Source organism: Pseudomonas sp. PDM20, from assembly GCF_014852575.3.
GTDB lineage: Bacteria > Pseudomonadota > Gammaproteobacteria > Pseudomonadales > Pseudomonadaceae > Pseudomonas.
In genome coordinates, this window is the sequence record NZ_CM181224.1 from 5,192,928 (window position 1) to 5,208,555 (window position 15,628).

11 protein-coding genes are annotated in these 15,628 nt (G+C 65.3%); 3 read left to right on the forward strand and 8 right to left on the reverse strand.

The features are described 5' to 3' along the window. Positions 1–712 precede the first annotated feature (712 nt). From moaA to IB261_RS23935, 8 genes are all read right to left on the reverse strand, one after another. Complete coding sequence (moaA, locus tag IB261_RS23900) at positions 713–1,699, reverse strand: GTP 3',8-cyclase MoaA (protein ID WP_151188176.1); 987 nt, start codon at positions 1,697–1,699, stop codon at positions 713–715. 116 nt (positions 1,700–1,815) lie between these two features. Then, positions 1,816–2,634 carry a peptidylprolyl isomerase gene (locus IB261_RS23905; RefSeq protein WP_192209824.1) on the reverse strand — a complete coding sequence of 273 codons (819 nt, stop codon included), beginning with the start codon at positions 2,632–2,634 and terminating at the stop codon, positions 1,816–1,818. A 103-nt stretch (positions 2,635–2,737) separates the two neighbouring features. Continuing rightward, entirely contained in the window at positions 2,738–3,424 is a 687-nt protein-coding gene (gene narI, locus IB261_RS23910; protein WP_081516133.1) for a respiratory nitrate reductase subunit gamma, read from the reverse strand. A 2-nt stretch (positions 3,425–3,426) separates the two neighbouring features. After that, the gene (gene narJ / locus IB261_RS23915; protein WP_151188178.1) at positions 3,427–4,167 is read right to left on the reverse strand and encodes a nitrate reductase molybdenum cofactor assembly chaperone; all 741 of its coding nucleotides are present in this window, start codon (positions 4,165–4,167) and stop codon (positions 3,427–3,429) included. A 5-nt stretch (positions 4,168–4,172) separates the two neighbouring features. Further along, a complete protein-coding gene (narH, locus tag IB261_RS23920) occupies positions 4,173–5,708 on the reverse strand; it encodes a nitrate reductase subunit beta (protein WP_151188179.1) in 1,536 nt (511 codons plus the stop codon). 11 nt (positions 5,709–5,719) lie between these two features. Further along, entirely contained in the window at positions 5,720–9,499 is a 3,780-nt protein-coding gene (locus IB261_RS23925; protein ID WP_192381013.1) for a nitrate reductase subunit alpha, read from the reverse strand. A gap of 95 nt (positions 9,500–9,594) precedes the next feature. Continuing rightward, positions 9,595–10,998, reverse strand: coding sequence for a NarK family nitrate/nitrite MFS transporter (locus tag IB261_RS23930; protein WP_081516139.1), 1,404 nt, complete (start codon positions 10,996–10,998; stop codon positions 9,595–9,597). 12 nt (positions 10,999–11,010) lie between these two features. Continuing rightward, a complete protein-coding gene (locus IB261_RS23935) occupies positions 11,011–12,312 on the reverse strand; it encodes a nitrate/nitrite transporter (RefSeq protein ID WP_081516141.1) in 1,302 nt (433 codons plus the stop codon). A gap of 173 nt (positions 12,313–12,485) precedes the next feature. Between IB261_RS23935 and IB261_RS23940 the strand changes: the two genes are divergently transcribed. The 3 genes from IB261_RS23940 to IB261_RS23950 all read left to right on the forward strand — a co-directional run bounded on the left by IB261_RS23940 (position 12,486) and on the right by IB261_RS23950 (position 15,575). Then, positions 12,486–14,348 (forward strand): histidine kinase, encoded by a 1,863-nt coding sequence (locus IB261_RS23940; protein ID WP_192381012.1) that lies wholly within the window; start codon positions 12,486–12,488, stop codon positions 14,346–14,348. Beyond that, the gene (gene narL / locus IB261_RS23945; RefSeq protein WP_081516145.1) at positions 14,345–14,998 is read left to right on the forward strand and encodes a two-component system response regulator NarL; all 654 of its coding nucleotides are present in this window, start codon (positions 14,345–14,347) and stop codon (positions 14,996–14,998) included. The genes IB261_RS23940 and narL overlap by 4 nt, the downstream gene beginning before the upstream one ends. Before the next feature lie 208 nt (positions 14,999–15,206). After that, on the forward strand, positions 15,207–15,575 hold the full coding sequence (locus IB261_RS23950; protein WP_015478588.1) for a putative zinc-binding protein: 369 nt from the start codon (positions 15,207–15,209) through the stop codon (positions 15,573–15,575). The last annotated feature ends 53 nt before the right edge of the window (positions 15,576–15,628 follow it).

A 15,628-nucleotide genomic window follows, 5' to 3' on the forward strand; every position in this document is an offset into this window, starting at 1 on the left:
GTGGTCGCCGGGGCGAGCGCCGGCCGGTACGTCCTGGCAGTGAGTACGGCATGTCTGGGTTCGTCCAGGGGCGCAACGCGGGAGGTTGCGGCGGCATTGCCTTGCCCTGACCCAGGCGAACGACTTCTTGTTCTGGCTTGTTCTGGTCCGTCCACGCGCGGGCGCGCGTAAACTTAAAATCCAATCTGGACTAAAAAGTACACAACGTCAATCGCCCCTGCCGCGGTCGCGACAGTAGGGCGCATAACGCCCCAAGCGTTATCCGCCGCGTTTGGCCATCGGCGCCGGGACGGCGGATACAGCGTTCCGCTTTATCCGCCCTGCGGGTGTGCGGAGGTCTACTGCGGCAGGGCGGCGCACTCTCCTTTGCGGCCGGGCCGCTACTCCTTCGGAGGGATGTGGCGCAGCGCACTGCAGCCTTAGTCTGGAAGCGTTCCGAAGCGATCCGAGGAGGATTCGAAACGATTCTTTCGCATGATTTACCGTAGCTTCCACGGTTATACATTTGGCAGATGCCCGAAGCCCCCGCGATACGCTCATGTCGCAGGGGCTTTTCTTTTGCCTGGCAGAAGCGTTGGGCTTGGAGGACTGGAGCAAGGGATACCCTCACCCCAACCCTCTCCCAGAGGGAGAGGGGGCTGATCGGCGTCAGCCGGTGAAGGAGGCAGGCAAGGCAAGAGGCGGGCGCGAGGCCCGCCGAGGGAGGTCGGTTTCAGCCGCCGCTGAGGTTCATGAAGCGCAGCACCTGCACATCGCCGACGGTGAATTCGTGGCGCGCCGGCTTGCGCTGCAGGGCGCCGCGCAGGGCTTCGAGGATGGGTTCGTCGTGCAGCGGATGGCGGCGCAGCAGCCCGCGCAGGTCCAGGGAGTTCTCGTGGCCCAGGCACAGCAGCAGCCGGCCTTCGGCAGTCAGGCGCAGGCGATTGCAGGTGGAGCAGAAGTTGTGCGAGTGCGGCGAAATGAAGCCGATGCGCGTGCCCGGATGCTGCGCCAGGCGCACGTAGCGCGCCGGACCGCCACTGTGTTCGGCGCTATCCAGCAGCTCGTGCTGCTCGGCGATCAACGCGCGGACCTCGTCGCTGGAGCAGAAGCTCTCCTCGCGCTCGCGGCCGACCTGGCCCAGCGGCATCTCCTCGATGAAGCTGATGTCCAGTCCGTGGGCGATGGCGTAATCCACCAGTGCCGGCACTTCGTCGGCGTTGCGCCCCTTCATCACCACGCAGTTCAGCTTGATGTGCTCGAACCCGGCTTGCTGGGCGGCGTCTATGCCACGCAGCACCTGCTCCAGGCGCCCGGTGCGGGTGATGGCGGCGAAGCGTTGCGCATCGAGGGTATCGAGACTGATGTTCAGGCGGGTCAGGCCGGCAGCATGCAGATCACCGGCCAGTTTGCTGAGCTGCGAGCCGTTGCTGGTCATGCACAGTTCGCGCAGGCCGGGCAGCGCCGCGAGGCGTTCACAGAGATGGACGATGCCGGGGCGCACCAGCGGTTCGCCGCCGGTGAGGCGCAGCTTCTTCACGCCGCGCTCGACGAAGAGGCGCGCTACCCGTTCGATCTCTTCCAGGGTGAGCACCTGCTGACGCGGCAGGAAGCGCATGTTCTCCGACATGCAGTAGACGCAGCGAAAGTCGCAGCGGTCGGTTACGGACAGGCGCAGGTAGTCGATCTTGCGACCCTGGCCGTCGATCCATTCGGACATGGTGTTTCACTCCGGCCGGCCTTCACTATCCACGGTGAAAGCCGAAATTCATGGCCGTTTCCGAAGCCCCTCTCTCCTCTGGGGGAGGAATTGGGAGAGAGGGGCCCGGAACCGGTTCACTGCACCAGCGGCGACTCCGCTCCGTCGAAGACGAAGCCGTCGATCTGCGCTTCGCCGGCCAGCACGCTGATGTACTGGCTGACCGCACGCTGCAGAACCTGGGCGCGCAGGTAGGCGGCGATGCGCGGGCGCGCTTCGGTGAAGTCCAGCGGCTCGCCACCATCGCGCTCGATCAGCTCGACCACATGCAGGCCGTAGCGACTTTCCAGCGGATGGCCGAGCAGGCCGGGTTGCTGTTGCAGCAGGCGTTTCTCGAACTCGGGGACGGTCTGTCCCGGCTCGATCCAGCCCAGGTCACCGCCGTCGTCCTTGGACGGGCAGTCGGAGAAGCGCATCGCCTTCTCGGCGAAACGCTCGGGGTGTTCACGCAGTTCGGCCAGCAGTTCCTCGGCCTGTTCGCGGGCCTTGGCGCGGCCTTCCAGGTCGTCCGGCGCGCAGCCCAGCAGCACATGGCGCAGGCGCATGCGCCAGGGCGCGGTCAGGCGGGTGGGGTTGGCTTCGTACCATTGGCGGCAGCTGGCCTCGTCGGCTTCGGGCACGCCGACTTCACGGTCGATCAGGGCGCGGATGCGCGCTTCTTCCGGGGCCTCGCCCTCTTCCGCGTCGGCCGCCAGACCCAGCGCGTCGGCGCGCTGCACCAGCAGCTGGCGAACCACCAGCGCACGGCAGGCGGAGTACAGCGCCTCGGCGTGGCTGGACGCGGGATGGTACTGCAGCTCGCGGGCCAGTTCGTCCTCGGCGATGGCGACGCCGTTGACGGAGATGGCAGGCAGGTCGACGTGTTCGACCTTGGCTTCGTAGTGGGAGCAACTCATTTCGCTTACCTCCGGTAACCCTCTCCCCTGCCCTCTCCCTGAAGGGAGAGGGGGAAGAGCTTCAGGTGGGGCGAACGGCGCGCCAGCGTCATCCGCCGCTTCATCACGCTGCGCGACGCTTGGTGCGGACCACCTGGTAGCGGCGGCCGAAGTACCACACCGGGGCGCTGACGATGTGCACCAGACGGGTGAAGGGGAACAGTACGAACAGGGTCAGGCCGAGGGTCACGTGCAGCTTGTAGACCAGCGAGACCGGCGCGATCGCTTCGGCGGCGGCCAGCGGCTGGAAGGTGACGATGGACTGTGCCCAGTTGGCCAGCATGACCATCACCGAACCATCCAGGTGATGGGTGGAGGCGACGATGGTGGACAGGCCGAGGATCAGCTGGACATAGAGCACCAGCAGGATCATCAGGTCCGACGCGTTGCCTGTGGCGCGTACACGGTCATTGGTCAGGCGGCGCAGGATCAGGCCGGTCAGGCCGATGAAGCAGAGGATGCCGAAAAAGCCGCCGGATACCATCGCCAGCAGTTGCTTCTGCTCGGTGCTGATCAGGTGCTCGTAGACCGAGTGCGGGGTCAGCAGGCCAACGAAGTGACCGGCGAGGATGAACAGCACACCGACGTGGAACAGGTTGCTGTAAACGCGCATGCCCTTCTTGCTCAGCATCTGGCTGGAGCCGGCTTTCCAGGTGTATTGCGAGAGGTCGAAGCGCGCCCAGCTGCCGATCAGGCAGATGGCGAGCGCGACGTAGGGATAGATCCCGAACGCTAGAAGATCGAGGGACATGTTCAGACTCCTTCTCTGGCCGCCCGGTACTGCATCTGCGGCACCGGCTGGGCGACCCACTGCATGGGTTGTTCTGCGGCGGAGGAAATCCGCCGGGCGCTGGTGGACGGGCAACCGACGGCGGGCTCGGTAAAGCTCACCGGGGTTTCCTCCCAGGCCTTGTCGATGGCTTCCAGGCTGTCGTCGCGCACTTCCTGCTCACGGTCGCGCTTGAGCGCGCCGAGGTCGGGCTGCTCGCCGGACAGCTCCAGCAGGCTGTTGAAGATCGCCGCGTAGCTGCTGCCGCGCTCTTCCAGGCGCAGGGCGATCAGCGCGAGGATGTGGGCGACTTCGGCGAGGCCCACACGGGCCGACTCGGCGTCCTGCAGGGCGAGGAACTCCAGGTACAGCGGCAGGTAGTCCGGCAGCTCGTTGACGTCGATGACCAGGCCCGCCTGGGTGTAGCGGTCCATCAGGTCGACCATCGCCTGGCCACGGTCACGGCTTTCGCCGTGCACGTGTTCGAACAGCAGCAGGGAGACCGAGCGACCGCGCTCGAACAGCCCGTCGTAACGGGCCTGGACGTCGAGGATGTCGCCCTTGCACAGCTCGTTGAGCAGCGCGGCGAGGCCGTCGCGCTGCTTTTCCGAGAGGTCGCAGGTGCGGATCAGGGCATGCAGCGCCAGGCTTTCCTCGCGCAGTTCGACGCGCGGGTAATCCAGCATCAGCGCGCTGAGCTTGAGCAGTTGGCTATGAGTGTCCATATCGATCACTCCTGTATCTGCACGGTCTGGATGACGTTGCGCTTGTCCACGGCCTTGCCGCCGAACAGGTTCACGCCGGAGTTGCTGGAGCAACCGTTGCCGAAGCTGAAGCCACAACCCGAACGCTCGGCGAAGGCATCCGACAGCGCCTCTTCACGGTGCGCAGTGGGGATGACGAAGCGGTCTTCGTAGTTGGCGATCGCCAGGTAGCGATACATCTCTTCCACCTGGTTCACGGTCAGGCCGACCTTCTTCAGCACTTCCAGGTCCTGCTTGCCTTCCACGTGCTCGGAGCGCTTGTAGGCACGCATGGCCAGCAGGCGCTTGAGGGCCAGCAGCACCGGGGCGGTGTCGCCAGCGGTCAGCAGGTTGGCCAGGTACTGCACGGGAATGCGCAGGGACTCGACGTCCGGGATCACGCCATCGTTGCCGATGTGGCCTTCGGAGGCGGCGTTCTGGATCGGCGACAGCGGCGGCACGTACCAGACCATCGGCAGCGTGCGGTATTCCGGGTGCAGCGGCAGGGCCAGCTTCCAGTCCATGGCCAGCTTGTACACCGGCGATTTCTGTGCGGACTCGATGACGCTGTCCGGTACGCCGTCCTTGCGGGCCTGCTCGATCACTTTCGGGTCGAACGGATCGAGGAAGATCTCCAGCTGCTTCTGGTACAGCTCGCGCTCGTTCTCGCAGGTGGCCACTTCGTGGATGCGGTCGGCGTCATACAGCAGCACGCCGAGGTAGCGGATGCGGCCCACGCAGGTTTCCGAGCAGACGGTCGGCTGGCCGGCCTCGATGCGCGGGTAGCAGAAGATGCACTTCTCGGATTTGCCGCTCTTCCAGTTGAAGTAGATCTTCTTGTACGGGCAGCCGCTGATGCACATGCGCCAGCCGCGGCACTTGTCCTGGTCGATCAGGACGATGCCGTCTTCCTCGCGCTTGTAGATCGCACCGCTCGGGCAAGAGGCCACGCACGCCGGGTTCAGGCAGTGCTCGCAAAGGCGCGGCAGGTACATCATGAAGGTGTTTTCGTACTCACCGTAGATGTCCGCCTGGACCTGGTCGAAGTTCTTGTCCTTGCGGCGCTTGGCGAACTCGGTGCCGAGGATTTCCTCCCAGTTGGGGCCCCACTCGATCTTCTGCATGCGCTGGCCGGAAACCAGCGAGCGCGGACGGGCGACCGGCTGGTGCTGGGCCTTGGGCGCGGTGTGCAGGTGCTGGTAGTCGAAGTCGAAGGGCTCGTAGTAGTCATCGATCTCCGGCAGGTCCGGGTTGGCGAAGATGTTCGCCAGCACGCGGAACTTGCCGCCGATGCGCGGAACGATGGAGCCGTCGGCGTTACGCTTCCAGCCGCCCTTCCACTTCTCCTGGTTCTCCCACTCTTTCGGGTAACCGATGCCGGGCTTGGTTTCGACGTTGTTGAACCAGGCGTACTCGACGCCTTCGCGGCTGGTCCAGACGTTCTTGCAGGTGATGGAGCAGGTGTGGCAACCGATGCATTTGTCGAGGTTCAGCACCATGCCGACTTGCGAACGAATTTTCATGGCAGTAATCCTCAAATGTCCTGGGGCAGCGGTTGCGGCAGAGCGTCACCGCCCAGTCCGCCCTGCTCCGGCTCGTCGAGCCAGTCGACCTTGTTCATCTTGCGCACCACGACGAACTCGTCGCGGTTGCAGCCGACGGTGCCGTAGTAGTTGAAGCCCCACGCCTGCTGGGCGTAGCCGCCGATCATGTGGGTGGGCTTGAGGACCACGCGGGTCACCGAGTTGTGGTGGCCGCCGCGGGTGCCGGTGGTTTCGCTGCCCGGCAGGTTCACGATGCGTTCCTGGGCGTGGTACATCATCACCATGCCGTCCTTCACGCGCTGGCTGACCACGGCGCGGCAGGTCGCGGCACCGTTGGCGTTGAAGACCTCGACCCAGTCGTTGTCCTCGATGCCTACGCTTTTCGCGTCGTGCTCGCTCATCCAGATGATCGGGCCACCACGCGACAGGGTGAGCATCAGCAGGTTGTCGCTGTAGGTGGAGTGGATGCCCCACTTCTGGTGCGGGGTGATCCAGTTCAGGGTGATCTCGGCGTGGCCGTTGGGCTTCTTGTTGAAGAGCTTGTCGGTGCTGCGGGTGTTGACCGGCGGCCGGTAGCTGACGAAGCCTTCGCCGAAGGCCTGCATCCAGGGGTGATCCTGGTAGAACTGCTGGCGACCGGTGATGGTGCGCCACGGGATCATCTCGTGGACGTTGGTGTAGCCGGCGTTGTAGCTCACGTGCTCATCTTCCAGGCCCGACCAGGTGGGGCTGGAGATGATCTTGCGCGGCTGCGCCTGGACATCGCGGAAGCGGATCTTCTCTTCTTCCTTGGGCAGCGCCAGGTGGGCGTGCTCGCGGCCGGTGAAGACCGACAGGGCTTCCCAGGCCTTCACCGCGACCTGGCCGTTGGTTTCCGGCGCCAGGGCGAGGATCACCTCGGCGGCGTCGATGGCGCTCTCGATGCGCGGACGGCCTTCGCTGATGCCGGTCTCGGTGACCTTGTGGTTCAGCTCGCCAAGCAGCTGGATTTCCTTGTCGGTGTTCCAGCCGATGCCCTTGCCGCCGTTGCCGAGCTTGTCCAGCAGCGGGCCGAGGGAGGTGAACTTCTTGTAGGTGTTGGGGTAGTCACGCTCGACCACGTGCAGGGTCGGCATGGTGCGGCCGGGAACCGGTTCGCACTCGCCCTTCTTCCAGTCGCTGCCGCCGAACGGCTGCGCGAGTTCGTTGGCGGTGTCGTGCAGCAGCGGCACGGTCACCAGGTCCTTCTCCACGCCCAGGTGGCCGACGGAAACCTCGGAGAACTTCTTGGCAATCGCCTTGTAGATCTCCCAGTCGCTCTTGGCTTCCCAGGCCGGGTCGGTGGCGGCCGACAGCGGGTGGATGAAGGGGTGCATGTCGGAGGTGTTGAGGTCGTCCTTCTCGTACCAGGTCGCGGTCGGCAGGACGATGTCCGAGTACATGCAGGTGGAGGACATGCGGAAGTCCAGGGTGGTGACCAGGTCCAGCTTGCCTTCGGCGCCTTCGTCGACCCAGTCGACTTCGCCCGGGCAGGGACCGCCGTCCTTGCCGAGGTCGGCGTTCATCACGCCGTTCTTCGCGCCCAGCAGGTACTTGAGCATGTACTCGTGGCCCTTGCCCGAGGAGCCGAGCAGGTTGGAGCGCCAGATGAACATGTTGCGCGGGAAGTTCTGCGGATCGTCCGGCTGTTCGCTGGCCACGCGCAGGTTGCCGGCCTTGAGTTCGCGGACGACGTAGTCCTGCACCGGGATGCCGGCGCGTTCGGCGTCAGCGGCGATGTGCAGCGGGTTGCGGTTGAGTTGCGGGGCGGACGGCAACCAGCCCATGCGCTCGGCGCGGATGTTGTAGTCCAGCGCGTGCTCGGGGAACTGCTTGGTGTCGGCCAGCGGCGAGAGCACCTCGTGCATCGAGATCTTCTCGTGGCGCCACTGCGAGCTGTGCAGGTAGAAGAAGCTGGTGCCGTTCATCTGGCGCGGCGGGCGGCTCCAGTCGGTACCGAAGGCCAGCGGGACCCAGCCGGTCTGCGGGCGGAGCTTCTCCTGACCCACGTAGTGCGCCCAGCCGCCGCCGCTCTGGCCGATGCAGCCGCACATCATCAGCATGTTGATGACCGCGCGGTAGTTCATGTCCATGTGGTACCAGTGGTTCATCGCCGCACCGATGATGACCATGGCCTTGCCGTGGGTCTTGTCGGCGCTGTCGGCGAACTCGCGCGCCACCTGGATGGCGCGGGCAGCCGGTACGCCGGTGATGCGGGCCTGCCAGGCCGGGGTGTAGGGCACGTCGGCGTCAGTGTAGGAGGCAGCCACGTTGCGGCCGCCCAGGCCACGGTCGACGCTGTAGTTGGCCATCTGCAGGTCATACACGGTGGCGACGCGCAGGGTCTGGCCCTCGGCACCGGTCACTTCGCGGAAGGGTACGCGGCGCACCAGCACCTCGTCGTTTTCCACGCCCTTGAAGTGCGGGTGTTCCTGGCCGGCGAAGTACGGGAAACCCACGTCGCAGGCTTTTTCCGGGCCGTCGATGAGGGTCAGGGCCAGACGGGTTTCACGCTTCTCGCCGCCTTCGGTTTCCTCGATGTTCCACTTGCCCGACTCGCCCCAGCGATAGCCGATGGCGCCGGTGGGCGAAACCAGCTCGCCGGAGATTTCGTCCAGGCCGATGGTCTTCCACTCGGGGTTGTTGTCCTGGCCGAGGTTGTTCGCCAGGTCCGCCGCGCGCAGGTAGCGGGTCGGCTTGAGTACGCCGTCGGTGTGCGGTTCGAGCAGCACCAGCATCGGCATGTCGGTGTACTGGCGGCAGTAGTCGACGAAGTAGGCGCTGGGTTTCTCGAGGTGGAATTCCTTGAGGATGACGTGACCAAAAGCCATACCCAGTGCAGCGTCGGTACCCTGCTTGGGGTTGAGCCAGAGGTCGGTGAGCTTGGCCACTTCGGAGTAGTCCGGGGTGACGGCCACGGTCTTGGTGCCCTTGTAGCGGACTTCGGTGAAGAAGTGCGCGTCGGGGGTGCGGGTCTGCGGGACGTTGGAGCCCCAGGCGATGATGTAGCTGGAGTTGTACCAGTCGGCCGACTCCGGCACGTCGGTCTGCTCGCCCCAGATTTGCGGGCTGGCCGGCGGCAGGTCGCAGTACCAGTCGTAGAAGGACAGGCACACGCCGCCGATCAGCGACAGGTAACGGGCGCCGGCGGCGTAGCTGACCATGGACATGGCCGGGATCGGCGAGAAGCCGACCACGCGGTCCGGGCCGTAGACCTTGGCGGTGTAGACGTTGGCCGCAGCGATGATCTCGGTGACTTCGCTCCAGCTCGAACGGATGAAACCGCCCAGACCGCGCTCGCTCTTGTAGCTCTTGGCCTTGGCCTTGTCCTCGACGATGCTGGCCCAGGCGTCCACCGGGTCGTTGTGGGTGGCGCGGGCTTCACGCCAGAGCTTGAGCAGCGGCTTGCGCACCTTGGGGTACTTCAGGCGGTTGGCGCTGTACATGTACCAGGAGTAGCTGGCGCCACGGGGGCAACCGCGCGGCTCGTGGTTGGGCAGGTCCGGGCGGGTACGCGGGTAGTCGGTCTGCTGGGTTTCCCAGGTGATCAGGCCATTCTTCACGTAGATCTTCCAGGAGCACGAGCCGGTGCAGTTCACCCCGTGGGTAGAGCGAACGATCTTGTCGTGCTGCCAACGCTGCCGGTAGCTGTTTTCCCAGGCACGGCTTTCGTTGGTGACCTCGCCATGACCATCGGCGAATTCACCCTGCTTCTTCTTGAAGAATTGCAGGCGGTCGAGTAGGTAACTCATCTGTATCTCCTCACCCGGTCTGCGCCGGGCGTTCAAACGCTAATCAAGCTCGCGGAACGGTTTGGCGGCGGGCGCAGGCGCGCCCGCCACGGCAATCAGCAGGGACTCTCGGCCCCCTTGCGCGCATACCACCACCAGGTGGCGACGATGCAGCTCACGTAGTACGCGACGAACACATAGAGGGCGCCCTCGGCGCTGCCGGTCATGGCCAGCGAAGTGCCGAAAGCCTTGGGAATGAAGAAGCCGCCGAAGGCGCCGATGGCAGCGGAGAAACCGATCACCGCCGCTGATTCCATGCTGGCGCTCTTGGCTGCCTGAGCCTCGGTGCAGCTGCCCTGCTTCAGGCGCGCGGCCCACTCGTTGCGGAAGATCACCGGGATCATGCGGAAGGTGCTGCCGTTGCCGATGCCGGCGAAGAAGAACAGCCCGATGAAGGAGCCGAGGAAGCCAAAGAAGCTGCCCGCACCGTTGGCCCCCGGCAGGAAGCTGATCACCGCGAACACCCCGGCGACCATTGCCACGTAGTTCCACAGGGTGATGCGCGCGCCACCGAACTTGTCCGCCAGCCAGCCGCCCAGCGGCCGGCTCAGGGCGCCGACCAGCGGGCCTAGGAAGGCGTACTGCAGCGGGTTGATGTCCGGGAACTGGGTCTTGCTGAGCATGGCGAAGCCGGCGGAGAAGCCGATGAACGAGCCGAAGGTGGCCACGTACAGCCAGCACATCAGCCAGTTGTGCTTGCGCTTGAAGATCACCGCCTGGTCGCGGACGGACGCCTTGGCATCAGCGATGTCGTTCATGCCGAACCAGGCGGCCACGGCCACCACGGCGATGAAGGGCACCCAGATCCAGCCAGCGTTCTGCAGGAACAGACGACCACCGTCGGACAGCTCCTGCGGCTCACCACCGAAGGCACCGAACAGGCCACCGGCCACGGCCAGCGGTACGGCGAACTGCATCACCGAGACGCCCAGGTTGCCCAGGCCGGCGTTCAGGCCCAGGGCAGTGCCCTGGGAGTTCTTCGGGTAGAAGAAACTGATGTTGGACATGCTCGAGGCGAAGTTGCCGCCGCCGAAACCGCACAGCAGGGCAATGGTCGCGAACACCCAGTACGGGGTGGTCGGGTCCTGCACGGCGAAGCCCAGCCACAGGCATGGGATCAGCAGCGAGGCGGTGGACAGCGCAGTCCAGCGGCGGCCGCCGAACACCGGCACCATGAAGGAGTAGAACACCCGCAGGGTGGCGCCGGAGATCGATGGCAGCGCGGCGAGCATGAACAGCTGGTCGTTGCTGAAGCTGAAACCGGCGGCGTTCAGGCGCACGGTGACGGTGCTCCAGATCATCCAGACGGCGAAGGCAAGCAGCAGCGCGGGGATCGAGATCCACAGGTTGCGCGCGGCGATGCGCTTGCCGCTGCGCGCCCAGAACTCGGAGTCCTCGGGGCGCCAGTCGATCAGCAGCGGACCGCTGGCGGCTTTGAGTTGGGAGTTGATCATGCCCATGACGGCACTACCTCAGGATTGACGAGAAGGAATGGGAGTGGCGTCGACGTCGGCCGCGTGAGCCTGGCCATCGAGGCGTTGCTGCTGTTTGATCGCGTAGTGCATCCAGACCATGCAGATCACGGTCAGGCCGAACAGCAACATGAAGCAGGAGGAGCGCACGCCGATGTGGTCGGCGGCGTAGCCGAACAGGATGGGCAGGCAGAATCCGCCGAGGCCGCCGATGACCCCGACCATGCCGCCGACGGTGCCCATGTTCTGCGGGTAGTAGTCGTGGATGATCCGGTACACGCTGGCCTTGCCGAAGCCCTGGGCGATGCCCACGACGAACACCAGGAAGGTGAACAGCCAGACGTTCAGGCCGATGCCGAGGCTGACGTCGCCCTTGATGCCGTGAATGGTCATGGTGGTCGGCGGGTACGAGAGGAAGAACAGGCAGACCAGGCAGATCCAGAACACGCCCCAGTTCACCGCACGGGCGCCGTAGTTGTCGCTGAACCAGCCGCCCAGGGCGCGGATCAGGCCCGACGGCAGGGTGAACAGCATGGTGATGAAGGAAGCGGTGCGCAGGTCCAGGCCGTATTCGGCGATGTAGTACTTGGGCAGCCACAGGGCCAGGGCGACGAAGCCGCCGAAGACGAAGAAGTAGTACAGGCCGAAGCGCCACACGCGCAGCTCGCCCAGCGGTGCCAGTTGCTTGGCCAGGGTCGGGCGCGGACGGCTCGGGTCCGCGTCGCCGCCCTTGGTGTGGGCGGGGTCGGTCCAGGTGCAGAACCAGAACAGCAGCGCGGTCACCAGCATGGCCACCGAGTAGATCTGCGGGACCATGCGCCAGCCGAAGGCGACCACGATCATCGGCGCCACCAGGTTGGTGATCGCCGCACCGGCGTTGCCGGCGCCGAAGATGCCCATGGCGGTGCCCTGGCGTTCCTTCTCGAACCACGAGGAGGTGTAGGCGATGCCCACGGCGAAGGAGCCACCGGCCAGGCCGACGAACAGGCCCAGCACCAGGTAGTGCCAGTAGAGGGTGGCGAAGGCCAGGCCGTAGATCGGGATGGCCACCAGCAGCATGTGGATGAAGAATACGATGCGCCCGCCGAAGCGGTCGGTGATCAAGCCCAGCGGCAGGCGCACCAGCGAACCGGTAAGAATCGGCAGCGCCACCATCAGGCCGAACTGTGCCTCGGACAGGCCCAGCTCTTCCTTGATGCGGATACCGATGATCGAAAACATCGTCCAGACCGCGAAGTTCACGGCGAACGCCAGTGTGCTCATGCCGAGCACGGAGTACTGTTTCTGACGGTGGGACAACATGGCTAAGCTCACTTCCTGACAGCCTTTGCCCGCACGTTAGGTAAGGACTAGCCGCCTTCTCTTGATCGCCATCAATGAGCCAAACGGCGATTCGTGAGCAGATGCGCGCCGCTACCTCCTTGTGGGTATCACTGAAATGAATGCTTAACTCATTGTTTTAAAAGGCATTTCTTATGAATACGGCACGCACTGCCGACCCTGCCGGCCACGACCGACTCTTTGTGGGTAGTCCCCCCGCCGGGCGCCCTTCCCTGCGCAAATCCATCGTCGTGCGCTTCGGCTGCTACCTCACGCTGCTGGTATCACTGGCCCTGGCCGGGATGTTCAGCGCCCTGCTGTTCGCCGACTATTCGCACCAGGACGCGGCGGTGATCAACCAGGCCGGCTCGCTGCGGATGCTCACCTACCGCCTGGCGCTGGACCCGTCGCCGATCAACCGCCAGGCCCTGCAGTCGACCCTCGCCGCGCGCCTGAACAACGACGAGATCACCCGCCTGTTGCGCCGCTCCGATGCCGACGCGCCGATCCGCCAGCAGCACGACCGGTTGCGCGAAGAACTGCAGAACCTCGACCTCTCCGAAGCCCCGGCCCTGGCCACGCTGGACACCTTCGTCGGGCACATCGACGGCTTCGTCGGCACCCTGCAGCGCAATGCCGAGTACCGCTCGCAGATGCTCAGTACGGTGCAGGGCCTGTGCCTGTTCCTCAGCCTGCTGGTGGTGTTCATCAGCCTCTACGACCTGAGCTACCACGTGGTCGGCCCGCTGCGCGAACTGACCACCACCGCGCGCCGCCTGGGCGAAGGCGACCTCGACGCGCGCGTCAGCAGCAGCGGCGAAGACGAGCTGAGCCAGCTTGGCGAACGCTTCAACCAGATGGCCGCGGAACTGCAGGCCAGCTACCGCGAACTGGAAGCGCGAGTGGAGGACAAGACCCGCGACCTGTCCAACAGCCACCAGCGCCTGGAGCTGCTCTACGACAGCGCCCGCCGCCTGGGCCAGGACCCGTACGACGAGCGCTCGCTGCAGCCGCTGCTGAACCAGCTCGAACGCGTGCTGCAGGCCGGCAAGGTGACGCTGTGCCTGAACAAGGACGGCGTCGAACGCGCCTACTCCTCGCTGACCACCGACGGCATCACTGGCAGTTTCTGCCTGCAGGGCAACTGCGGCGAGTGCCGCGCCCAGGCCGACCACTGCAACAACCCGATCCGCGGCATCAATCCGCTGCTGATGCAGCCGCTGTCCATCGGCGAGCACCGCTTCGGCGAGCTGTTCATCGAAACCCCCGACGGCCACCTGGAAGACTGGCAACAGCAGTTCGTCGAAGGCTTCTGCGACAACATCGCGCGCACCTTCGCCCTGTCGCTGCAGCAGGAACAGGAGAACCGCCTTGCGCTGTTTGCCGAGCGCAGCACCATCGCCCGCGAACTGCACGACTCGCTGGCGCAGTCGCTGTCCTACCTGAAGATCCAGGTCAGCCGCCTGGCCACCCTGCTCAAGCGCGACGTGCCGGTGGAGAAGATCGACGAGACCCTCGACGAACTGCGCGAGGGCCTCAACAGCGCCTACCGCCAGCTGCGCGAGCTGCTCACCACCTTCCGCCTGAGCCTGGAGCAGTCCAGCCTGGAGGCGGCGCTGGTGAAGACCGTGGAGGAGTTCGGCGAACGCGGAGGCCTGGCCATCGAACTGGACAACCGCCTGGCGCACATTCCGCTCAACCCCAACGAGGAAATCCACATCCTGCAGATCGTCCGCGAGGCGCTGTCCAACGTGGTGCGTCACGCCCAGGCGAAGCAGGCGAAGGTCACCCTCTTCGAGGATGCCGAGGACCAGGTATGCATTACCGTGGACGATGATGGCGTGGGCTTTGACCCAGCGCAGAGCCGCAATGGGCACTATGGGCTTAGCATCATGCGGGAGCGCAGTCAGACCCTGGAAGCCACCTTCAACATCGCCCCGCGCGAGCCTCAGGGCACCCGCGTCAGCGTGCGCTTCGCCCACAAACCCCTGTCGCAATACCCGGAGACCCACCCATGACGGCCACCCCCACCGATGACCGCGCACGCATCCTGCTCGTCGACGACCACCCGATGATGCGCAAGGGCGTCGTCCAGTTGCTGGAGTTCGAAGAGGACCTGCAGGTGGTGGGCGAAGCCGGCAGCGGTGAGGAAGCGCTGCGCATGGCCGCGGAGCTGGAACCGGACATGATCCTGCTCGATCTCAACATGAAGGGCATGACCGGCCTGGATACCCTGCGCGCCATGCGCGAGAACGGCGAAGATGCGCGCATCGTGGTGTTCACCGTCTCCGACGACCGCAACGACGTGATCAACGTGTTGCGCGCCGGCGCCGACGGCTACCTGCTCAAGGACATGGAGCCCGAGCGCCTGCTCGAGCACATCCGCCAGGCCGCCACCGGCCAGCTCACCATCAGCCCGCAGCTGACCCAGGTACTGGCCCAGGCCCTGCGCGGCGACGACCGCCCCAAGGGTATCGAGGAGCTCACCGATCGCGAGCGGCAGATCCTCCGCCAGCTCGCCCACGGCTACAGCAACAAGATGATCGCGCGAAAGCTCGACATCACCGAAGGCACGGTGAAGGTCCACGTCAAGCGTGTGCTGCACAAGCTGGGCATGCGCTCGCGCGTCGAGGCGGCGGTGTGGGCGGTGGAGAACCACCTCGTCTGACCGCACTCCCCCCCTACGCAAAGCTGATCCCGTACGTAGGGCGGATAACGCCCCAGGCGTTATCCGCCAACTGCCTGCGACGGCGAATAAAGCGTTCCGCTTTATTTGCCCTACCTACCAGGTAGTAGTCCACTCGCCGACTTGATTCAGATCATGTCGCGACAAGGCGTCGCGGCAGGACACTGCGGGACTCACCCTGGAGGTCCCCATGCCGCCCTCGCCGCACCTGCCCCTCGTCTATTCCTGTTCCGGCTGCTCGAACCTCGCGCAGCTGGCCAACGACCTCGCCCTGCGCCTGGACCGTGACGGCCTGGCGGAGATGTCCTGCATCGCGGGAGTCGGCGGCGACGTGCCGGCACTGGTGAAGAAGGCCTGCTCCGGCCGGCCGATCATCGCCGTGGATGGCTGCCACCTGCACTGCGTGCAGAACTGCCTGGCGCGCCACGGGGTGAAGGCCGAGCACGAGATCACCCTGACCGAGTACGGCCTGAAGAAGCGCTATGGCCAGGACGCACCGGTGCAGGACTTCGAGATGCTCTACGAGGAACTGCAGTTCCTCGTGCGCGTCCCGGCCTGAGCCTTAGGCAGTCGCCCAGACCCGGCTCAAAACCGAAGGACGGCTCCAGCGTA